The sequence below is a fragment of the Syntrophobotulus glycolicus DSM 8271 genome (genome assembly GCF_000190635.1).
In the GTDB taxonomy this organism is placed as follows: Bacteria; Bacillota; Desulfitobacteriia; order Desulfitobacteriales; family Syntrophobotulaceae; genus Syntrophobotulus; species Syntrophobotulus glycolicus.
This window is the reverse complement of record NC_015172.1, coordinates 1,475,912-1,499,726: the sequence shown is the minus strand read 5'-3', so window position 1 is coordinate 1,499,726 and position 23,815 is coordinate 1,475,912. Positions and strand designations below refer to the sequence as shown.

The following is a 23,815-nucleotide window of genomic DNA, read 5'->3' as shown; positions in this document are numbered from 1 at the left end:
CATAACGTTTTATGACGCGGCGGGCAGATGGGGAGGATGTATCCTCTCCATCTGCCGCTTTGGACTGTCTTCTGCTCTGGGTCGTCAGCTTGCCGCCAGGGTGTCAAGCTCCAGGACCAGCCTGAATTTCGGACGGCTCTCGCCCATTCCTGCCGGCACATAAACCTGCATGATTGTAGGTTCTTTCAGGTCGGCAATCTCAAAATTGATGGTCAGCGTGTTGTTGGCCGCGTCGAGAACCCGGTTCACATCCACAAGGCTGCCGTCCATCTTCTGATATTTCAGCTCCTTGAGCATATCCATGGTGACGAACTCCGTTCCGTGCCAGGTCATGCTGGCTGAGATCACTCCGCCGCTGACGGTGAGCGTGGCTTTTTCCGTCAGGAACTGGTCGGTCATGGACAGCTCGTCTGCTTTTTCCTTCAGCGCCGTGGCTTCCACAGTATATTTCCCGTCTTTCAGATCAGACTCTGAGGTCCCGGCATCCGGAAGGGGCAGATTGTTTTTGATCACATTTTTAATCGCACTCTCCTGCCCCGGGCTGACCGCTTTTTCCCCGCCGACAACGATCGTTTCGGAGATGGCCTCTTTATTGTCCGCCAGGAAACCCTCGACTGTCTGCGGTAAATCCTTATCCACCAGCAGCAGCGGGGAGAAGGAACGTGCCGCCAGGTTGCCCGCGACCAGGGCATCGGAGAAATTCAAGCCGGTGGCGATGAATACCTGGTTCAGGTTCAGGTCGAGCCCTTCCGCAATCGCCGCCGCCGTGGCGTAACGGTCCGCTCCGCCATAACGGGTCGCTCCCGGCAGCTGCTGGTAAATTCCGGCCGGTACGGCACCCTCTCCGCCGACCACAATGCTTGCGCTGACTTTTTGTTCGGTCAGGGTTTGTTCGGTCACAGCAGGCAGAGCGTTGGTCGCCGTGAAGAGAATGGGCACGCCGAGATAAGAAGCATAGCTGGAAATGGCCAGGGCGTCCGGATAATGTCCGTCTTCACCGTTGGCGATGACCGCCCGGCCCGTCGTCCCCAGGGCTGAAGCCAGGGCCGCCGCCGTAGCGTAGCGGTCCGCTCCCCCGTACCGGACGACATTCTCTTGACCATACGTTGCGCTCAGGGAGTCTTGAATGGACTGGGACAGGACTCCCGTCCCTCCGATGAGGATGATCTTTTTAGGCGCCAGCTTCTGGATTCCCGCCGCGGTAACAGCGGGAAGAGTCCTGGCCTCACTCAGCAGAACCGGGGCATTCAGTTTGTAAGCCAGGGGGCCTGCCGCCAGCGCATCCGCGAAGGAGTAAGCATTGGCCAGTACAACAGTATCCGCTCCCGTTTTCCAGCCTTGTTCCGCGATAGCGACGGCTGTGGCAAAGCGATCTCCTCCCGCCAGCCGATCCGGGGTGGTGCTGGTGTCGGCCATGACGGCGTAGGTGGAAAAATGATAAACCGGAACGGAAATGCTATTGTTTTGCGGGTCGAACACCCCGCCTATTTTGATCCAATCGTTTTTCGAAGGGTTCCACCAATAAACTGCCAGCTGCGCGGTGGTGGTCCCTTCCGGAAGATCAGTCAGGGAAATGGGGAAAGTAATGGTCACCGGGGCCTTGAATTCGATGCTTCCCTCGGCCATTCCCTCAATGCCGAATTGGCGCTGGTATTTCGCGGGATCTAAAACAAGAGCGGTTTTCTCGGTCTGAGGGGAAGTTTTCACGGTTCCTGCGACAATCGTAATTTCCACCGGAGTGGGCAGGCCGCTGAGGGCGCTGCCGGGAATGCTCACTTGCACGCCGTCCTTACTGGTAAAAACAGTGGCGGTCTCGTCCGTGAAGCTCGTGCCGTCGCTCTTTTCAAAGGTCGCGCTGATGGTGTGGCCTGTCGTCACGTTCTTAAAGGTATAGGTGCTTACCGTGCCCACCGATTTGCTGTCCACAAGTACATTCTTGACCTTATAGCCCTTGTTGGGAGTAATGGTGAACGTTTGGCTGGCATCCTTTTTCACTTTGACATTGCCGCTGGGACTGATCTCTCCGCCATCGGAAGCTTCAGCCTTGATGGTATAAGAGTCAAGATTGCTTTCTGACACCAGCCTGCCTTCTTTCAAAGAACTCTGATTAAATACCAATCTGAACACCTTATAATCCGGTCCCATCTCCTTGGCCTTCACTCTCATATATACAGGCTGGCTGATTGTGTCCACCGTAAATTTAATGGTGAGCGTATCGTTTGCTGTGTCCAGTGTTGTTTTTACATCCTTCCATTCGCCGCCGCTGTTTTTGTATTGCAGCTTTTTCACGGAGGTCATGTGGATTCCGTCACTGGCTTGGGGGCTGCTGGTCGTTCCATACCAGACCATAGTCACAGCGATGCTGCCGTCTCCTGATACGCTCAAGCCTGCCCGCTCCTTGATGAACTGGTTGGCCATGGAAGTGCTGTTATCATCTTCTTTTAAGGCCGAAACCGAAATGGTGTAGCTCCCTTTGGTCATTCCGGAGCCAGTACCGCCGGTACCGCCGCTTCCGCCTCCTCCATCGCCTCCGTTTCCATCACCTCCACTACCGGATGTTGTGCTGACGATCGCATACGTGCTGAAGTGGTCGGTGTAGAAAGTTACGGTTTTCTTTTCCAGGTCAAAGGTGGCTCCCATGTTCTCAAGTAATCCTGTGGCCGGGTTGTAATAGCAAAGCTTCATGCTGTCGGCCGCGTCCAGTTGGGCAACCTGCGCCTCCGTAAGGGAGAGAGTGACCTTGATCCGGCCGCCCAAATCGGTGACAGGCTGTGCGTTTGCGCCGGAAATCAGGCTCAGATTCAGCTCAATAGCTCCCACCAGGGTGTCGTTACCCGTCAGGATGCTGATCACCCCTTGCTTCTCATTCTCTGCCGCTTCAGATTTTTGCAGCTGCAGGCTGCCTGTTCCGCTGGGATCTCCAGCCAAATAGGAATCCAGGTATTGCAGCGGAATGGTGATGGAAGCATCCCCGAAATTCAGGCCAATATTCTGCGTCCGGTCGGTATAGCCTTGAATATCGTTCCGGCCGATGGTCACCGTGTCCTGATCGGCGGAGATTTCTTTCACCGGTATCTTGTCAGGGTCAGGGTCTCCCGCCTTGCTCAGGGTATCCAGGTTGAAGACCAGTTTAAAGTAGGGCCTGCTTTCACCCATGCCTTGCGGTGCGTAAACCTGGAAGATCGTAGGCTCGGTTAAGCTTTCTATAGGTATGGTCACGGTCAATGTTTCCGTGTCTTCCGAAGGTACTCCGGGCACAGGGATCATTTCTCCCTCGCTGTCTTTGTACCACAGGCCCTTTACCATATTCATCGTGATCAGTTCTGTCCTGTGCCAGACCATGGTAGCCGTAATTTGGCCGTCTTCAACGGTTAAGGTCGTTGGTTCGGTGATGAACTGGTTGGTCATGGAGTAGGTGTTTTCCTGGGTCTCATGCATGGCGTCGGCGTCTATGGTGTAGGTCCCGTTGGGCAGATGGTCAGGGTCCAAAGGTTGGCCGGGATCGTCTTCGCCCTGGGTGATATCGACGATGGTATCCATATTAAACACCAGTCGGAAAACCGGCGCATAGCCCATGGGGATAACATACGATTCGATATACAAATCATCCTCAAGTGAATCCACATACGCCCTGTAGGTGGCAGATAAAGCGGTTGGCGTGCCCGTGGCGACTATCTCGGCGTCAACCAACTCTCCCTCTGCATTCCGGTATCTGAAATTCTGGAAATAATCGTTCCTGTTGGTTGTAACGAGCACCTCATATTGCCCGTCGTGGTAAGTGAAGGAAACTGTTTTTTCTATATATTGATTAGCCATGGAAAGGGTTTGTTCCCTTTCCTTATAGGTTGCCGCCTGGATCTGATACTGTTTCCCTTCCTGCGGGAATTCCTCATCTTCCGTGTAAGAACCAACATAAATTGTCAGGTTATAACTGACCGTATCATCACCGGCCGGATTATGCGTATCAATACGGACGATGTTGGGACCGTTGACCAGTCCGTCCACGGCGAAGGGCGTACCGCTCGTTATCGTTTCATTTCCGACTTTGATTGCAGTGTCCGCATAAATGCCGGTGGCGGTAACGGTAATGCTGGAGGTGTCCTTTGGAACATAAATCGCCAACTCCCGGCGCAGCCGTTCCGCTTCCGAGCATTCGTAGTAATCAAAGTGTCCTTCAGGCGTACCCGCACTTGTTGTAAGCGCTTTCAACCCGGCGTAAATGGTATCGCTATCGCTGCTTGTACGACTCGTAACGGTATCCATGGAAAACGTTACGTTAGCTGTCGGACGGATTTCCTTCAGCTTGGCAAGCGCTTTCGCCGCTGAGGAACCAGCAAGCGGAGTATAAGTGGAACTGGCGTAGGTGCATTTGATATAGTTCCCCAGTTGGACAGTCGTCAGCTTCGGAAAACCGGCAAAGAAATTCTCATCTTCTATCTCTGTCAGGTAGTTTCCGGAGGCGTAGAAAGTGCTTAGCGCCCCAAGTGCTTTGATCTCCATCGGTAAAGTGTCAAACCTGTTGTTATCGATGCGCAAAGTGGCAAGCTTGGACAAGCCCGTCATAGAACCTTCCAGAGCAGTCAGCTTATTGTTTTGCAAGTAAAGCGTGGTCAGATTTGCCAGTTTCGGAATATCCCCTGGGAATTCCGTCAGTCCGCATCCTGAGAGATCTAAACTTGTCAGCGCCTGCAGGCCATTGAGATCGGTCTGAACAAGGGAGATCGGATTTTTGCCCAGATTAAGGTTTTTCAGCGAAGTCAGTTGCGCTACTGTTGAAGGAATATCGGTAAAGCGATTTGTCGTTAAAGTTAGCCCTGTCAGTAAAGTTAAGCCGCTTAAATCAGGAAGTTCCGTCAGGCTGTTGGAACTCAAGTTTAGAGTTGTCAGTGTTTCTATCTGTCCGATATAATCCGGGATCGATGTCAGATTATTGTAATCCATCTGCAGATTTGTCAGAGGCACCTCGGTAATTGCCTGCGGAACGGTAAGACCGGGGGTACTGGTAATGGTAAGCTTGGTCAGGGCTTGGCAGTTCGCGAGGTTCGGAAGCGAGCCTGCAAGTTTTGTATTGTTTTGAATGGTTAATGTTGTGAGTTTGGTCAGCCCTTCCAAACTGGGAAACGCTGTAAAAGGCGTCGTCGCAACAGTTAAGGTTTTGAGTTCGGTCAGACTGCTCAGGCTGGGAGGGGTCGCCGCCATGGAGCCTCTCAGGGCCAGACTTGTAAGGCCGGTTATGCCACTCAGATCGGGATAGCTTACAAATGTGCCACCCAGAGTCAAAGATGTAAGCCCCGTAGCATACTGCAATCCCTCAAGATTTGTAAATGCGGTGGAACTTATGGTTCCCGTCAATGAGGCCATATCGCCCTTGGTAACGACATAAGTGGTGTAATCTTTTCCCAGCCTATCGCAGACTATTTTTTGCAGGACGGCATCCTGAATACCGGCCGATCCTTCAAGGCTGGGGACGGCGGCCACCGTGAACTTCAGCGTGTAATCAAAAGTATCCGTACCGTTCATATGTGCCGCATGGATGGAGATAGTATTTTCTCCGGCCGGTAAGCCGGATACGGTGATGGGGACGGCAAAGATCCCATACGTGAAATTCTGAGCGGTATAGGCCTCTCCGTTTACCGTCACCTTCACGGAATCAGCTCCAGCATAACTCATGCAGGCAAAGGTAATGGAGCCGCCAAAAATTTGGCCGGCGTCAATTTCTTCCGCTTCTTCACCGGCCGTATATTCCCAATAATTAGAGGTGACTGTCCCGCCAGTCTTAGCCACGCGAAGAGACTTCAGCATAGCCAGATTTTTCATATCGCCGGCATCAATTTTATCCAGGCCGATCTCAACCAGACTCTCATAGCCCTCCTGCCCTTCGGCAAGATAGATATAGTTCCCGTTTAAGTTAATGTGTTCAATGACGGGAAGGTAACCTGTGGAAACAATAGTAAGTTCGCAAAGGTTGTTTTCAGAAAGGTCAAGATTCCGCAATTTGGGGAGAGACTGCGTTATCATATAGTAGCCGTCTATCTGGTTGTTGGAAAGATCATAGGTAACCAGATTTCTCAGGTCAACGACGGAATTCTGCAGTGAGGAGGGGATGTTGGCGCTTCCCCCTACACCCAGTGCGCAGTGGCTTATGCCCAGATATTCAAGTTTCGCAAGGTTTTCCAGACCGCTGAAGATGTTATCGTAGGCGGGTGTCCCTTTCACGTCCGCTCCCAGCGGGTTGCCGCTCAGATTCAGCGTTTCCAGGTTGACGGCAGTCCACAGGCCAGTCAGGTCCTTGATTTCCCGGTCAGACGCATCCAAAGAGGTCAGGCTTTCCATCTCCCCCATGGTGATGATATGATCGCCGGGTTTTTCCAGGGCTGCCTTAATGGCGGCCTTCAGGTTGGCGTCGGGAATGCTTACCGGCACTTCGGCCGGGGTTTTCACCACAACCTCCGCCGTGGCGGCAATCCCTGACGTATTGGCATAGCCTTCGGGAATTGCGCCTAAAACCGCTGTAAAGGTATAACTGCCGGCGACAGACGGGTTATAGCTGTCCGTATCTGTCCACTCGGCCACCGGAACGGAAACCGCACCATCGTTTGCGGTTACGCTGGCGTAATTGGTATTGAGATGGGTGATGACCGCCGCAGCGTCCCCATAAGCTACCGAAGGGGCAGCACCGGCATCAATGGATATGGCCTCAAATGACGTTATTTCAATATCATCTTCCCCCGTCACCCTGCTCAGGGTATCCAGGTTGAAGACCAGTTTGAAGTAGGGCTTGCTTTCACCCATGCCCTGCGGTGCGTAAACTTGGAAGAGCGTAGGCTCGGTTAGGCTTTCTATCGGTATGGTCACGGTCAGTGTTTCCGTATCTTCCGAAGGTACTCCGGACACAGGGATCATTTCTCCCTGGCTGTCTTTGTACCACAGGCCCTTTACCATATTCATCGTGATCAGTTCTGTCCTGTGCCAAACCATGGTGGCCGTGAGTTGGCCGTCTTCTACTGTTAAGGTCGTTGGTTCGGTGATGAACTGGTTAGTCATGGAGTAGGTGTTTTCCTGGGTCTCATGCATGGCATCGGCATCTATGGTGTAGGCCCCGTTGGGCAGATGGTCAGGGTCCAGCTGGTCCTCTATTTTGACCAAAGTGTCGGTATTGAAGACCAGTTTAAAGTAGGGCCTGCTTTCACCCATGCCTTGAGGCGCATAAACTTGGAAGAGCGTAGGCTCGGTTAGGCTTTCTATAGGTATGGTCACGGTCAATGTTTCCGTGTCTTCCGAAGGTACTCCAGGCACAGGGATCATTTCTCCCTGGCTGTCTTTGTACCACAGGCCCTTTACCATATTCATCGTGATCAGTTCTGTCCTGTGCCAAACCATGGTGGCCGTGAGTTGGCCATCTTCTACGGTTAAGGTCGTTGGTTCGGTGATGAACTGGTTCGTCATGGAGTAGGTGTTTTCCTGGGTCTCATGCATGGCATCGGCGTCTATGGTGTAGGTCCCGTCGGCTATGGTATCCCCGTTACCGTCGGAGGCTGTTGACGTGGCGACTATCACAAAGGTGCTTAAATGTGTAGTATAGAAGGAAGCCGTCTTGGTTTCCCAATCGAAGTTGCTTGTAAGCAGTTCCAGCTCTTGCGTGCTTTCATTGTAATAGCAAATCTTTCTGGAAGCGCTGTCTTGAAGCTGAGAAACCTGCTCATTAGTTAAAGTAACGGTAACTTTAACTGTTCCGCCAAACTCGTTTGTGTATTTGCCTTCTCCAACAAGAAGGCTCAGGTCCATGGCAGTCACAATCGACTCTCCGTCACTGGTGACGATGTTGTCCGTTTTTGCGGTGGTTTGCTCCAGCTTGATTTCCGATCCACCGTTGCTATCCAGAATGGAGCGCAGATATCCGACAGGGAAGCTTACTGTGATATCGCTGCCTATCTGCAGGGCCGCGTTGTCTGTCTGCAATAGGTCAGACAAGTTGCCGGCCCCAACGGTAACCACGCCATCCACATCTGTAATGGTGACTTTGGCATCCTTGTCAGGGTTATAGATTTCCACTCCCGTACCGGTAGTGAGATCGACAAGGGTATCCGGATCAAACACCAAGCGGAATTCGGGAGCGTAGCCCATTGGAACCACGTAGCCGGTAATATAAACAAAGTCGGTGATGTTGGATATGGGGATTTTATGCCGCAACGATGACGATGTGGATTCCACGATTTCCGTATCGATATAAGCGGCTGTACTTTCTGCTGATTTATACTTTACGTCAGATAACCATTCCGGAACATAGGTTGTGAAATACAGATAGATCTCCCCGTCCTGCGTTACTTCGATGGTTCCGGTTTTATCAACGTAGGCGGCGGCCATGGACCCGGAATTCGAGGCCTTTTGAAGAATTTTTAGCTGAACTTCATATTCGTGCCCGCTGGTTGGAAACTCCGCCCCCATGTCTCCGCCGGCTACAAAGACTGTGATATGATAAACAACGGCAGAATTGTCGTATTCGTTCGATGTTTGAAGGACTACGCTATTTTTGCCGGGGGTCAGGCCGGAGAACGATATTTCCTCCCCGCTATGGTAATTTGCACCGTTGCAGGTAATGACCGTGTCCGCAAAAACAGCCTGCGGCGTAAGCTTAATGCTCCCGGTTCCCTCTGAAACCATTACAGTCAAACTGTTCCGGGTCGTGGGGCTGGTGGCAACCTGCACGTTGTCCTGCCCCTCCAAGCCGATTTCTTTCAAAGCCGCGAAATACATAACATAGGCCTTAGCCAGATTTATTGTGGAGGCATATCTTGGGTCTTTACTTATCAGCGCCTCTTCCACTGCCTCGTTCCATTTGATGAAATTGTACTTGAGACTCATGCTTGATCCCTGGAGGGTATCGGGCAGGTTATTTACCTGCTCTACAGAGAGAGCGGTGATCAAGTTATAGTCAAGGGAAAGACTGTTCAAGGCCGTTTTGCTGAGGTCCGAAGCGACATTTCCCAACCGGTTATAGTCCAGATAGAGCTGTCTCAGGTTTGTCAGCCGGCTCCAGTCCACATCCATATTTTCAATGCTGTTGTTGGAAAGCGAAATGCTAGAAAGTTTACTCATTTCCAACAGCACGGCGGGAATCTCGGTAAGCAAGCAGCCGTCCAGCGAAATTCCTTGAAGGTTTTCCAGATTGGCGAGGTTCCCCGGGATTGTTTTGAGCGAATTGCTGTCGAGGCTAAGGCCTGTCAGCGACTTGATGGAGAGCACATTATCGGGAATAACGGTGAGGCCGTTGGCGGTAAGGTCAATGCTCAACAATGAAGTCATCCCGCTCAGAGCCGTATCAATGACGCTGATGGCGTTATAATCGGCATGAATAGCTTTCAGGTTGTTAAGACTGGCCAAACCCGCCGGAAGCTCCGTTACCTTGCAAGTGGAAAAATCCAATGTTTCCAAAGCGGACAAGGTGAACACGCCTGCCGGAATCTCTGTAAAAAGATTGCCCCCAATGTAAAGGGCGGTCAGGCTGCTGAGCCGGCTTAAGTCCCCAGGCAAAGCCGCCAGGCCGTTTTTCTGGAGGTGAAGGGCGCTCAGTGAGCCCAAGCCGCTGTTGCTGGATACCAGATCGGTAAAATCGGTGATCCGGTTTCCATCTAGGTATAAGGTCTTTAGTGCCGTCAGCTTGTCAAGGCGGCCGTTGAGTGCTGTCAGCCTATTGTCATTCAGATACAATACGGTTAGCGTCGGGATCTCGTTTAGGGTAACGGGAATCTCCGTAAACTGGTTGTTATTTAAGCTTAAACTATCCAGTGCGGTTAGCCCGCTTAAGTCCGGCAAATCCGCAAGCTGATTATTGTCCAAACTCAAGGTCTTCGTTCTTGTGACATATTGAAGGCCGGAAGCGTCGGCAATAGCCAAACCGCTCAGGTCAAGCCAGCCCCCGTTCACATACAGACCGTTCAGTTGGGCAATTGTGATGGTCTCCGTCGGTTCCTTGCCCAGCAGGCCGCATAGCGCGATATATAGATTTGCATCCTTTATCCCTGCCTCGTTTGACGGCAGGCCTTCGCCGGTGTAGTGCACGGTGTAGGTTGAGGTATCTCCGTTGGCGTGTGTGCTTGTGATTTGGAAGATGTTATTGCCTTCTTCAAAATCAACGGCGATCTCCGGAGAAGTGGCGATCACGTCGGCGGAATAGCTTTCTCCCGCGATGCTGACCGTGGACGCCCCGGCAAAGCTGACAAGTTTTATATCCGACTTCCCGGCCACGACACTGCCTAAATCTGCGGTTTTTGTCGTATTATCAAAATAAACCGCTTTTCCGCCGTAGTTTATAAGTGAAATAGCGTACAGCGCGGAAAGGTCCTTCTGGGACTCATACGTAACAGTTACGCCCGAATTTGCCAAAGACTGTATTTCGGCGGATACTTCGCTGTCGGATATATCCAGATAATTTCCGGAAATATCTAACTGCTCCAAGTTTGGCATGTATTCCTTGCCTGCTACACAACTGTTGCCGGCTAATTTTAATGCGTAAATGGCGTTATCTGATATGTCCAGTGATTTCAAGCTGCCCAGCGTATTACCAGATGATATTCCCCTCATTAAATTGTTCTGTGAAATATCCAATATTTCCAGAGCGCTCATTTTTTTTAGAGCAGTTAGCAAACCACTGGGCATAAGGCCTCTCATCCCGCGGTTCATGCAATTACTGAGATTCAATTCCTTAACCTTTGTCAAACTGCCAAGCGCCGAATAGGTGGATTCGATAATAGGGTTTCCGCTTAAGTTCAGATTTTCAAGGTTTGTAGCGTTCGCCAACGCCGAAATGTCCGTAATTTCTCTATCAGACAAATCGAGAGTAGTAAGACCTTGAAGATCGCTGAGAGTCACTTGATATCCTTCGTTTTGATGAAGGATTGCCGCAATGGCCTTATTGAGCGTTTCGTCAGGAACAGGCTTGATCGTTATCGTGGCGGAAGCGCTTTTTGACTTATCGTTGTCAGATGTAATTGTCACTGTAATAGCAGTTGCCGTCTCATCGGATCCTATGGTCAGTGTCGGCTTTGTGCTGAGCATCTGACTGCCGGATGCACTGAGTTTTGTATTTGATGAAGAATTCCCGTCAATGCTCCAAGTTACTTTTCGCGTGGTGGAAATATTATTACCCGACATTGAAGGAGTCAACGTAACTTTCCCGCCCGGAGCCACCGTAGAGCTGGCCGGCGATAGGGAAATCGAAGAAACCGTTATGACCGATACGCTCGCCGTAGCATATTGATTGCGATCAGCCTGAGATGTTGCTTTCACTGTCAGCGTGCCGGCGGTTTCGCCGGAAGCGATACTGAGCACACCCCCTTCGGAAATGGTGGTGCCTTCGACCACCGGTTCTACAATACTCCATTCTACTGTACTGTTATACTCTCCGATACCGCTCACCACAGCGGTAAAAGTTACCGGAATAGATGGGCTGACCGTTGAGTTACTTCTATTTACCGTGATGGCGGTCACGTTCGTCACCGTTACCTCCACTGTTGCGGTAACTCCTTCTCCCAGCGCATAGCCGGCAGGGATATCCCCCAGCTGGGCCCTGAAGCTATAGCTGCCGGCAACCTCCGGGTTATAGGGAGCGGAATCATCCCCCTCCCATCCGGTCACTGGGACGGAAACCCCTGCCGTATTCCCTGTCGTGAGGGCGGTCACGCTGCAATAATTCTCGTTAAGATGGGTGATCACCGCCGCGGCATCCGGGTAGCTCGCCGCACCCGCCAAGCCGGCATTTACTGTTATTGGTGCAAAGCCAGTAATTTCGATGTCACCGCTTTCTCCGGCCTCAATCTTCACTTCTGCCGCAGTGGTGTATCCTCCGGTGTTGGCATAACCCGCAGGGATCTCTCCCAGGGTTGCCGTGAAGGTGTAGCTACCGACAGTGTTTGGATCGTAGCTGTCCGTTTCCGTCCAGCCGCTTACCGGTACAGCTACCGTATCCGATGCTGTGTCAGCCTGTACACTGGCATAAGCCGTATTCAGATACTCAATCACCGCTTCGGCATTCTCATAAGCTGCCGAACCGGTCGTGCCACCCGCTACTGTTATTGGTGCAAAGCCCGTGATTTCGATGTCACCGCTTTCTCCGGCCTCAATCTTCACTTCTGCCGCAGCGGTGTATCCTCCGGTGTTGGCATAACCCGCAGGGATCTCTCCCAGGGTTGCCGTGAAGGTGTAGCTACCGACAGTGTTTGGATCGTAGCTGTCCGTTTCCGTCCAGCCGCTTACCGGTACAGCTACCGTATCCGATGCTGTGTCAGCCTGTACACTGGCATAAGCCGTATTCAGATACTCAATCACCGCTTCGGCATTCTCATAAGCTGCCGAACCGGTCGTGCCACCCGCTACTGTTATTGGTGCAAAGCCCGTGATTTCGATGTCACCGCTTTCTCCGGCCTCAATCTTCACTTCTGCCGCAGCGGTGTATCCTCCGGTGTTGGCATAACCCGCAGGGATCTCTCCCAGGGTTGCCGTGAAGGTGTAGCTACCAACGGTGTTTGGATCATAGCTGTCCGTTTCCGTCCAGCCGCTTACCGGTACAGCTACCGTATCCGATGCTGTGTCAGCCTGTACACTGGCATAAGCCGTATTCAGATACTCAATCACCGCTTGGGCATTCTCATAGGCTGCCGAACCGGTCGTGCCACCCGCTACTGTTATTGGTGCAAAGCCCGTGATTTCGATGTCACCGCTTTCTCCGGCCTCAATCTTCACTTCTGCCGCAGCGGTGTATCCTCCGGTGTTGGCATAACCCACAGGGATCTCTCCCAGGGTCGCCGTGAAGGTGTAGCTGCCGACCGTGTTTGGATCGTAGCTGTCCGTTTCCGTCCAGCCGCTTACCGGTACAGCTACCGTATCCGATGCTGTGTCAGCCTGTACACTGGCATAAGCCGTATTCAGATACTCAATCACTGCTTCGACATTCTCATAAGCTGCCGAACCGGTCGTGCCGCCATCTATTTCTATTGGTGCAAAACCAGTGATTTCGACGTCTTCCCCGTCTCCAGCCAACATCGGCACAGGAAACAGTGACAGTACCATCAGGACACTTAGCAGAATGCTGATGAATTTTTTGTTCATCCCTAAAACTCTCTCCTTTCCCCCTAAAAAATTAATAAATCGTTTATGTTTTAGCACATCCACAAGGGGCAAAACATAAACAGGTTTGCCTGCACTAACTGCAGGACAGTTTAGTAGTTCAGAGAACCTGGCATTTGATAAAGAATCATGCCGCTTCTGCTCCGGAACAGTAAAGCGGAAGGAGAAAACAGCCGCTCCAATTTGTTAGATCAATCTAACTTTATGCTGTAAAAAAAAGCATTTGCGCCCAAAACGTTTTCAACCTCTCAATGCCTTAACTGTGATTTCCAATATAACAAAGGGCTTTTAAGCTGTCAATCCTCTAGAAATCCCGGCATTTTTCCGGCAAAGCGGGATGTTTGTCCGATAAGAAAGAAAGTTTTTTTCCTCTTCTCTCTCCCAGAACTTTTTGTCCTACCGCTTACCCGATCGCTTTTTAAGACAGCAGTTAAGCGAACTTAACTTACCTTTGAAAAAAATTTTTGAATTTTGTTATGAACATTTTTGGCCAGTAAATTTTTTCTAAAAGTTTTGTTCCCTGCTATGCCATTTGGCAGATAATGAAAACAAACTTTGGGTGGTATTACTCATATTAAAAGAACAATACTGAGACAAGCCGTTGGTTTGCGGCTTCCCCAGTATTGTTCTCTCGACCGTATAAAGATTAAATGCCTACAGACACCTCTGCGGATACCTATACAAAGTCAAACTTCATAATCGCGGTATTGTTGATATGCGATATAGCAGCCGGATCTGTACCGTCAGCATCGTCGTACAAATCAATTCCGAAGCTTACCGTAAAGGTTGCACCGTTTGTTACGAGGGATGAAGCAAGCGGAATTGCAATGGTTCCGCCGCTCGGATATGGCGTGGAGGCAGGGGCTACAATCACTTCATAGCCATTAAGAAGGTTGTTGTCCGTATCAACCTTTATCTCATCAATGTAGCCGTAGTAGACGGTAGGGTCATAAGGAGCGCCAGGTGCATACGCGAGCACCTGAAGCGGTATAGTTAATTCTTGGGTACCGATGTCATAGAAAGCCGTACCAGCAACTATTCCATTTGCCATTGAGAATTGAGTGGGGTCTGAAGTCTTATAAAACTTTACATCAATGTCCTGGTCGGTAGTGACAGCCGACGCGGTGGACGCCATAACGCAAAGCATCATAGCGACACACATTACCATTATGATAACTTTCCTCAAAGAGCTTGTTGTAGTCATTATTCTTACTCCTTTCTTTTTCACGGTTAGCTGAAAGCCAAACCTGGTCGTTCGGAAGGTCAAACCTATTTTTGCCTTCCTCTATAAACATTGAGAGTGAATCTAAAGCCTGCACATCTTCCCGCTCCGGAGCAGTATACTCGGAAGTTTAAAAGCGATTTTGTTAGAAAAATCTAACTTTTTTGCTATACTAAATAGCTTTAGCAAACATGCTTCCAACCTCTTGATGCTTGGCTATGTTTTCACTATAGCAAAGGGTTTTTTCCTTGTCAATCGGCCTGAAACCGTGGTCTTTTTTTGGCAAATCGCACCATTTTCTTTTTCTTCCAGGTAATAAAATCCTATAATACCTTTTATCTCCATGTTTTCAATTCCGCTGCCTGTGAAAATTTGGTTAAGGAAGCTTAACTCGTCCTCAAAAAAAAATTAAATAAATTTTTATTTAAACAAAAGGTTTTTTTTCAAGAGAAAAAACAGAAATTTTTTTCACAACCTTGTTAGTCAACTATAACTATATTACTTTCATATTAGTAAGTGTTCCTGCCCCCAAATACATTCCCAGTTAATCCATGCTAACCAAAATACTGAAATTTCCGCTGAAACAGGCTTATTGACAGCCTCAAACGGCTATGCTATCGTGCAAATAATCAAAAAAGCTTTTCTGATCTTGTTTGATTTTTAAATCGCGGAAAGGACGACAAGTATGAAAATTTTGTTAACGTACACCAGTAAAACGGGGAATACCCGCAAAGTAGCCGAGGCCATCAAAGCGGTTGCCGGCAAGCATCTCGTCTATTGTGATTTGGCCGAAGCGCCTGACCCCCAGGAGTTCGATGCGGTCATCATCGGTTTCTGGATTGACAAGGGAAAGCCGGTGCATAAGGCTGCGGAATACATCCAAAAGCTGAAGAATAAGAAAACCGCGTTTTTTTATACCCTGGGCGCTTCTCCGGAATCCGATCACGCCGCGAAGTGCTTTCAGTATACCCGCAGCCTGTTTGAGGGCAACGAACTGGTCGGCGAATTCTTCTGCCAGGGTAAGGTCTCTGAAGACATGATTGAATTTTTTCGCACCCTCCCTTCCGGCCACCGCCACGCTTTAACAGAAGAAAACCTGGCGCTTTACCGGGCCGCAGAATCCCATCCGGATGCTGAAGACCTAAAAAACGCACAGGCCATTTTTCGGAAAATATTCAACCGACTGAGAGAGGTCTGAACATGTTCACATCCCGATTTGGAGAGACGGCTTACTACGACCAATCAACTTATACGGCCGCTAATTCAACGGTCGCTACTTCGTAAGATATTTAACCGGAACGAATGCAAGCCGCCGCTTGGGTCAGCGACTGCTTGCATCCGTTCCAGTTAGTTTGTTAAATATCGAACGCTAATTAACAAAGTCAAAATTCATGATGGCATCTGCTGTACCGTGACTACCAGTAGACATATAAATATCGAAGGTTACATCAAATTGCGCTTGATCTTGAACCTCGCCCGACGGTATCGGGATTGAAACTGTAGTAGCCGTATAGGGCGCAGTCTGCGCTGTTGAAACAGTTACTGGTCCACCGGCCAGCTGAACGGTTATCCCTGTGACATATCCTGTTATCGGTCCTACCTGAATTGGCTTTAATGGGATCGTCAGCGTTTGGTCATTAATGCTATAAGAAGCATCGCCATTTACAGCCGCATCCGCCATGGAAGTCCCTGAGCCATCTGCTTTAAGAAACGTGACATCAATATTTTGATCTGTCGTAACGGCCACGGCATTCAGGCTGAATGCCAACAGGGAAAGGATTACCAGCGCGGCAAGAACCGCAAGTTTTTTGATAACGGGTTTCCTTAATGTAATTTCCATCATACATTTCTCCTTTCTTTTTAGAAAACACTTTTCAGTTTCAGTCTGAGAGAACCACCCCAACTTTGCCCAACCAGACCGTTGTACACCACCCTGGTTCCGACTTGTTACGGGCATAGCCTTTTAATCGTGCTATTCAGCTCCGGAGCCAGACTCAAGAATCGGAAGAATTTGTTAGATTATTCTAACTCAAAGATTAAAAAAATCTTCTTTGAATTCTTCAGAAATCTTAACTCCCGACTATAAACAAAGTATATCACTTTATCCAATTATTTTCAAATTATGGATATTTTTCGGCAAACAGAAAAATTTTTCTTAATATGTATTGTTTTTCCCCGTTTCCACCTTATCATTATAATTTTTTTATAGAAAAAATCGGTTAAGATTGCTTAACTTAACTAAACCTTCCATGAAAAAAATTTTTCAGGATGAAAACCGGAATAAAATATCCGCTTCGCTTACGGGCATACTGACACCGCAGCTGCCGGTCTCAGCCTTGATCCTGAGGGTTCCGCAGAGGGTACCGTCCGGCGTCCGGCTCAGCTTGCGGATATAGTGGAGAGGGATGGTGTATTCGTTGTTTTTAGGTCTGAGCGGTACGAAGTTATCGCCGTACAGGCAGCTTAAACGAGTCAGCTTGCCGCGGAAGCGTTTTCCTGTCCGGCTTTGGTAGCGGATCTCCCTGCGGGTCAGCGTGATCGTGCCTCTGCCGGCCTTAACGGTAATGATGGCCGGTTTGGCAAAACCCTTGTCGCCCATGGAAATCTCATTGCTTTCCGCCCTGTAGACATCGAACAAAACGGGATATCGGCCATCGGCAAAAGGGAACGGCCTGTCCGTTGTCCTGTCCGCCACATCCCAGCGGATCCGGTTGAATTCTTCTTTTGCTTTCAGGGCCTGCACCAGCCCCTCCACACTCTCCTCCGGCATCCAACAGATATACCGGAGCGCCCCTTCTCCCGCCGTCTCCTCCGTCAACCCCGGCAGCCCTTGAAAAAAGGGGAAGATCCTGCGGTATTTCTCTTTTAATTCCGCGATAACCGGCTCCGCTTTGTCTCCCAGAATCAGGCCGTCCGGACTGTGCCGGATCAGGCCGTTGGTTTCATAAACATTCAGCATCTGGGATACCGCGGCTTTCGATACGTTCAGCTGCCCGGCCAGATCAGATATCAGCCGGCCGCTGTTTTTGTAAAGGTCCAGGTAAAACAGGTATTGCAGCTGTTTCGGTGTAAAATCCATTTTCACCTCACCACCCTTTATACGCTGTCCTCCCGGTATGGGAGGAGATATTTAGACCAAGCCGACAATCTGCCGTCCGCTGTTTTCCGGCCAGGCAAAATAGGCGGCGGCAAGTTCCCTTCCCCCGGTTTTTTCGATCCGTCCGTCATGCATCCGGATAACGGTGTCGGCGAGAGCGGCGGCGCAGCGGAAATCGTGGGTCACGGTGATCATCGTGCTGCCCTTCTCCTGTTGGAGCCGGTTAAGCGTCTGCACCAGCCGGGAAAGCGCGCCGTAATCCTGGCCGACCGTCGGCTCGTCCAGCAGAAGAACCTCGGGCAGGCCGGCGGTTACCGCCGCAATGCTGATCCGCCGTTTTTGTCCTTCGGAGAGGGACTGGGGATGGCTGCCGGCCAAAGCGGCCAGCTCGTACAGCTCCAGAAAACGGTCCACTTCGGCCCCGTTTCTGGACGGATAAGCGATTTCAGCGGCGACTGTCGGCATGAAAAGCTGGTAATTGGGGTTCTGGCAGATGTAGCCAACCTTTTGGAACCAGGCGGCCGAGGGCCGGTTTCGCCGCCGGGGTTCGACCGTCTGCCGGATCTGGCCCGCTGTCGGGCGGATCAGTCCGGCCAACAGGCGCAGCAAGGTGGTTTTGCCGCAGCCATTTTCGCCGAGGATGACGACCCGTTCGCCCCGGCGCACGCTCAGATCCACGCCGCGCAGGATCTGACGGCCGCCGGCCCCGTAGCACAAGCCGCGGGCCTCCAGGCAGATCTCGCCGTCAGGCGGCGGGCTGTCAGGCCCTTGCAGCAGTGCGGTGTTCTTACGCAGAATTTCCGCCTTAGCGGCCGGCGCCGTGATCCTGCCGTCTTCCAGCCAGGCCACTGTATCTGCGTAGGGAAGCACCACATCGAGACGATGCTCGATCAAAAGCACGGCATAGCCTGCATCGGCCAGCTGGCGCAGGCAGCGGAGCAAAATGCCCGAACCTTCCCGGTCCAGATTGGCCAGCGGCTCATCCAGAGCAATGATGCGCTGGCCCATGGCCAGCACGGAAGCAATGATCAGCCGCTGCTTCTGCCCGCCGGAAAGCGTCCGGGTGGGCCATTGCGGTTCAAGCTGCATCATCCGGCAGGCCCTGGCGACCCGCAGCCCGATCTCTTCGGACTCCAGGCAGAGGTTCTCGCAGCCGAAGGCGATCTCATCCTCTACCGTGGCATGAATAATCTGGGCGTCGGCATCCTGGAGAACACTGCCGACCAGGCGGGCAATCCGGCTCATGGAAAGGTCCCGCACGGAATGGCCGTCGACCAGAATGTCTCCCTGCTGTTCACCCGGGCAAAGATGCGGGACCGCGCCGTTGATACTGGCCAGTAATGTGGATTTGCCCCCGCCCGAGTGTCCGGAGAGAACCATGAATTCACCGTAAGCAAGCTGCAGGGATACCTTCTGCAAAATCCAATCCGGCGCATGCCGGTAACGGAAAGAATAATCGCGTATTGCCAAAGCTATAGGCATAAGGAAGAAGCTCCTCCTTTCTCCGGCATTTTCGCCGGCGTCATTCTCTAGATCGCCGATCCCGGCCAGCCGCCGAAATAGCGGTGAACGATAAACGCGGCCAGGGTCAGGGCCGTCACTGCAACCGGGAACAGTGCGTCGCGCACCGTAAAGCACACCGGCCGCCAGACTGTGGCTTTTTTGTCGTTCAGATCAAATCCCCGTGTTTCCAGGGAAAGGGAAAGGATGTCGGCAATGTTGATGATCCGCATCAGCAGCGGGATAAAAAAGGCCCGGTAGAAAGCGGCGGGACGGAAAGCGACAGCCGAGACGCCGCGGGTACGCATGGCTTCCAGAACCCGGCGGCTCTCCAGCAGCAGCACGGGCACAAAACGGACCGTAACCAGCATGCCGAGCGTCAGGATTCGCGGCACATGCAGCTGGGTCAGGCAGCGGGTAAGCTGAATGGGCGGGAGCGCGAGCAAGGTCAGGGCGGAAAGGCCCAGCAGCACGATGCGTCCCGCAGTCAGCAGACCGCTTAAAACCGAAGTGTTGACCAACCCGGTCAGGCCCCCGGTCAGCGCACCCAGCAAAACCACCAGCGGCAGCACCCGCGCCAGCACCCCACCGTAACCGAACGGCAGGTACAACAGGCAGAGGGCCGTCAGATAAAGCGCAAACAGGGGCTCTTTGGAGAGGATGAGCCCTCCGAACAGGATGACCAGAGAGGCAGCCAGGCAGCTCAACGGATAAAGAGGTCTTTTTACTTGCCAGTGTTCCATTTCAGGATTTCAGCACTCCGGCTTTTTCCAGTTCCCGCCCGAGCCTGAGACCGAGCCAGGCCCCGAGGAAGCTGAGGGCGACCGTACCCAGGGAAAGAAGCACGCTGTAAAGCGGGTAGGTAATGATCTCAGCAAAACTCTTGCCGTTGATTGCCAGATTAAACACCAGAGAGAGGGGCAGGGTCAGCGGGATGAAGAGGCCGCAAACCGTCAGGATGCTTGTCTTCGTCCGGTAGCCGCGAAAGATGAGCAGGGTAATCCCTTCGGCCAGCAGAGCGCCGATGATGTGGTTCAGCGTCATCAGGGGCGACATCATGAGCAGCACGGTGCCGAGAAATAAAGCGACCAGAGTCAGCGCTCCCGGCTTGGGAACACGCAGCAGACCGATCGCGCAGAAAAATCCGTACAGGGGGGCCGACGCCAGGTTGCGCAAGCCGAAAAGGTCGACAGCCATCACCAGCGGCATGGTCAGCATACCGACAAGGAGCAGTACCGCGGCCAGTACCGCGAGGAAAAGAATATCGCGCACGGTGTACTTCCGAAAGGCAATCATATCGCTTTCTCCTTTCTTCATTTTTTCAGATTGATATTTATTCGGCGCCGGGAATCTTAAAACCTCCGCTTCCAGCCCAATTTTGTTCAAGAGAGCCGACCGTTCTCCATGGCATAGGTGCGGTCGGCAATCCGCAGGGTGGACACCCGGTGGGATACCAGAACCACCGTTTTGTCCCCGGCAGCTTCCCGTAAGGATTTCAGGATCAGGGCCTCGTTGAAGCTGTCCAGATTACTGGTCGGTTCATCCAGGAGCAGAAACGGCGCGCCGTGCAGAAAGGCCCGGGCCAGGGCAATTCGCTGGCGTTCCCCGCCGGAAAGCCCCTCCCCCAATTCCCCGACCCGGGTCTGATAGCCCCTGGGCAGGGAACGGATAAACTCATGAATACCGGCTTTTTCCGCCGCCTCTTCTACCTCGGAGGCGGAAGCCCCGGGCTTGGCCAGCCGGATATTGTCCTCCAGCGTGGCCTCAAACAAAAAGGTCTCCTGGGTGACATAGCCTTCCAGACGGCGCAGGTTCTCCGTGTTGATCCGCCGGATATCCTCCCCGGATATCGTGATCCGGCCCGCGCCGGTATCCCAAAAGCGCATCAGCAGCTTTAAGAGGGTCGACTTGCCGGAGCCGCTGGCACCGCAGATTCCGGTAATTCTGTTTTCCGCAATAGGAAGACTGAACCGGCTTAAAATCTCCTCCCCGGCATAGGCAAAGCTGACCTCCTCACAGCGGGCGCCGGTAAAAACGCGCACTTCCCTGCCCGTTTGCACCTCGGGGGTTTCCGGCACTTCCGCCAATAAGTCCAGGACCCTTTCCCCCGCCGCCATGGTCGGCAAAAGACCGGTGGACAAGCTGCTTAAAGCCACTACCGGGCCAAAGGAACTGATCATCGCCACCGTAGCCAGCAGGACCTGAGAAAACTCCAAACGGCCGGCCAGCATCAGCTGCAGTCCCAGCCCCAGCACAGCTCCCGAAAAAAGCAGGATTGCCGCGGAGGTCGCCGCTCCGGTCAGACCTTCCCGGCGTTTCAGACGCGCCTGCCCGGCGTCCAGTTCGGCAGTCATTGCCGCCATGGTTTTTTCTCTGGCCGCTCCGCAATCATAGCGGATAATTTCCCCCAGGCCCATAAGATTTTCCAGAAAGTAGCCGTTGGCCGCGCCCAGACCTGCGCGGCAGCCGGCCCCCAGGTCCCGGCCCTTACGGGAGTTGACGGCAGGAAGCAAAACACCGACGGTAAGGTAAGCGAGAGCCGCCAGTAAAGCCAGATCAGGACTCAGCGAAGCGATAAAACAAACCATCAGGGCTGAAGTGAGAAAAGCAATGGCCACGGGACCGACGGTATGGGCGTAAAATACCTCCAGTAATTCGATATCTCCGGTGATCACGGCGATCAGATCTCCCGTATCCCTTTTTTCCAGCTTGGCCGGCGCCAGCCGCCTGAGCGCGGAAAACACCTTGTCCCGGAGAACAGCCAGGAGCCTGAAGGCCAGATAATGACCGGCCAGCTGCTCGCCGTAGCGCAGCAGTCCCCGCATTGAGGCACAGAAGGCCAGGGCGGCCAGCAATATGGTCAGGCTGTATCCCGTTGCCGTCCCGCTGACCTCAAGCAAAGCCATAGCCGCAAAAATAATCAAAAAAATAGCGCTTAAAAAACCCAGCACACCCAGGATAACCGTCAGCACCAGCACCGGCAGCAACGGACCGATCCGGACCGTCAGCCCGGCTAAGACGTTTATCCTGCTCCGGCTCATACGAATACCTCCCTTGCTTCCGCAAAATTCTCGATGCCCTGCTGGCCGTCGTAAAGCCCAGCGTAATAGGCATTCTGCCTGTACAGGGTAGTGTGCCCGCCCTGCCCCGTCAGCACACCGTCCCGGAGGACGAAGATCCGCTCAGCTCTTGCGGCGGCAGCCATCCGGTGGGTAATCAGGATGACCGTCTTTTCCCCCGCCATGGTCTCGATCACCCGCAGTACGCTTTCCTCGCTCTCGGCATCCATATTGGATGTCGCCTCGTCTAAAATATAGATATCGCCCCCGTGCAGTAAAGCTCTGGCCAAAGCCAGGCGCTGACGCTGGCCGCCGGACAGGTTTGCTCCCTGTTCCCGGAGCGGCATCGCCAGCCCGCCCTGGGCCATGACAAAATCGTACAGCCGGACTCTTTTCAGGACCGCCGCCATTTCCTGGAGTGAAGCCTCCGGACGACCCATGCGGAGGTTATCCGCTACCGTGCCCTTGAAAATATGAGCATTGTGCTCTACCAGGACGATCCGGCGCCTGAGGCTTTCCGGGCTGATGCCGTCAAATTCCCGGCCGCCGATCCGTATGGAGCCGGTATAGTTCCGGTGTACTCCGGCCAGGATTCCCGCCAGAGTGCTTTTCCCCGAACCCGATTCCCCGACAATGGCGGCAAAGCTCCCGGCCGGGATTTCCAGGGAAATCTTCCGCAGGGTCTCCCGGCCCTTCACATAGCTGAAACCACAGGCGGCCAGGCGGATGTCGAAACGGTCAAGCTCTCCGGCTTTTTCCGCCGGTTCGGCCAGATCCAGCAGCGCAAACATCTTTTCGGCCGCCGCGATCCCGTTCATAGAACTGTGAAAAAAGGAACCAAGCAGGCGCAGCGGCAGGAAAAATTCTGAGGAAAGCAGGATCACACAAATGCCGCTCCATAGGGGCATCCTGCCTTTGGCCACTTCCGTCAGAGCGACAATGATGCCGAGGGCGGTCCAGCCATAAGCGATCAGGTCCATGAGCGTAACGGAAGCCAGCTGCATCCTCAGCACTTTCATGGTAATCCGGCGAAAACCCTCGGCGGCGGCATTCATTTGGTCGTGCCTGGCTTGATCCGCCCCATAGATTTTCAGTGTCGTCAGGCCCTGCAGACTTTCCAGAAAGCCTTGCCCCAGGTCGGTATATGTCCCCCAGTACGCCCGCATCAGTCTCCGGGCCCCTTTTTGCACGCCGAACATGGCCAGCGGGATCAAAGGCACGCCCAGGAGCAGCAGCAGAGCTACTTTGAGGTTGAGAAACGCCAGCAGGAAAAATAAGGTGACCGGTGCCAGCAGGCTGTGACAAAACTGCGGCACATAGCCGCCCAGATAAACCTGCAGCTGCTCCACCCCATCCACCGCCATCTGCAGGAGGGCGGCGGTCGAGGTTTTTTCCCGGTAAGACAGGCCCGTTTTTAAGAGCTTGGCGTAAATCCGGGAGCGCAGTGTTTTCTTTACTTGCACCGCCGCCCGCTGGGAAAATTCCGTACCCAGCCAGACGCAAAGAAAACGCAGAAGAACCGCCCCGGCAAAAAGCGTGAGCCAGGGAAACAGAAGGCCGGCAAAAAGAGTTTGCTCCCATCCGTGCTGCAGCAAAAAAGCCAGGGCCGTGACGGCCCCCACGCTGCCCACAAGCTCCAGCCAGCGGAATAGCACGGTAAGGGCAATATACTTTTTGGCCTTCCCCACCAAAGGCAGAAGCCTTCTTGGCACAGTGACGGGCTTCAGCTGCTTGCTGTCGGATGTTTTCATGAAGAGTTTTCTCCCCGCTCAAAAATGTTAGCCTATTCTAACTTAGCGCGTCTAAAAACGCGTA

General features: G+C 52.6%; 10 protein-coding genes. 1 reads left to right on the top strand and 9 read right to left on the bottom strand.

Features of this window, described 5'->3' with window-relative positions; all coding sequences use genetic code 11:
* Positions 1-84: 84 nt before the first annotated feature.
* The gene (locus SGLY_RS07410; RefSeq protein WP_013624654.1) at positions 85-13,104 is read right to left on the bottom strand and encodes an NEAT domain-containing protein; all 13,020 of its coding nucleotides are present in this window, start codon (positions 13,102-13,104) and stop codon (positions 85-87) included.
* A gap of 694 nt (positions 13,105-13,798) precedes the next feature.
* Positions 13,799-14,326, bottom strand: coding sequence for a hypothetical protein (locus SGLY_RS07405; protein ID WP_013624653.1), 528 nt, complete (start codon positions 14,324-14,326; stop codon positions 13,799-13,801).
* A 703-nt stretch (positions 14,327-15,029) separates the two neighbouring features.
* Between SGLY_RS07405 and SGLY_RS07400 the strand changes: the two genes are divergently transcribed.
* Entirely contained in the window at positions 15,030-15,542 is a 513-nt protein-coding gene (locus SGLY_RS07400) for a flavodoxin family protein (RefSeq protein ID WP_013624652.1), read from the top strand.
* A gap of 171 nt (positions 15,543-15,713) precedes the next feature.
* Here the strand turns inward: SGLY_RS07400 and SGLY_RS07395 are convergent, their stop codons facing one another.
* From SGLY_RS07395 to SGLY_RS07365, 7 genes are all read right to left on the bottom strand, one after another.
* A complete protein-coding gene (locus SGLY_RS07395; RefSeq protein ID WP_169312018.1) occupies positions 15,714-16,187 on the bottom strand; it encodes a hypothetical protein in 474 nt (157 codons plus the stop codon).
* 420 nt (positions 16,188-16,607) lie between these two features.
* Positions 16,608-17,423 (bottom strand): MarR family transcriptional regulator, encoded by an 816-nt coding sequence (locus SGLY_RS07390; RefSeq protein ID WP_013624650.1) that lies wholly within the window; start codon positions 17,421-17,423, stop codon positions 16,608-16,610.
* Positions 17,424-17,474: 51 nt separating this feature from the next.
* Positions 17,475-18,923, bottom strand: coding sequence for an ABC transporter ATP-binding protein (locus SGLY_RS07385; RefSeq protein WP_013624649.1), 1,449 nt, complete (start codon positions 18,921-18,923; stop codon positions 17,475-17,477).
* A gap of 47 nt (positions 18,924-18,970) precedes the next feature.
* Positions 18,971-19,684 carry an energy-coupling factor transporter transmembrane component T gene (locus tag SGLY_RS07380; protein WP_013624648.1) on the bottom strand — a complete coding sequence of 238 codons (714 nt, stop codon included), beginning with the start codon at positions 19,682-19,684 and terminating at the stop codon, positions 18,971-18,973.
* A gap of 1 nt (position 19,685) precedes the next feature.
* A complete protein-coding gene (locus SGLY_RS07375) occupies positions 19,686-20,327 on the bottom strand; it encodes a hypothetical protein (protein ID WP_041444735.1) in 642 nt (213 codons plus the stop codon).
* Positions 20,324-21,982 (bottom strand): amino acid ABC transporter ATP-binding/permease protein, encoded by a 1,659-nt coding sequence (locus SGLY_RS07370; RefSeq protein WP_013624646.1) that lies wholly within the window; start codon positions 21,980-21,982, stop codon positions 20,324-20,326. The genes SGLY_RS07375 and SGLY_RS07370 overlap by 4 nt, the downstream gene beginning before the upstream one ends.
* The gene (locus tag SGLY_RS07365; protein ID WP_013624645.1) at positions 21,979-23,751 is read right to left on the bottom strand and encodes an ABC transporter ATP-binding protein/permease; all 1,773 of its coding nucleotides are present in this window, start codon (positions 23,749-23,751) and stop codon (positions 21,979-21,981) included. The genes SGLY_RS07370 and SGLY_RS07365 overlap by 4 nt, the downstream gene beginning before the upstream one ends.
* Between the last annotated feature and the right edge of the window lie 64 nt (positions 23,752-23,815).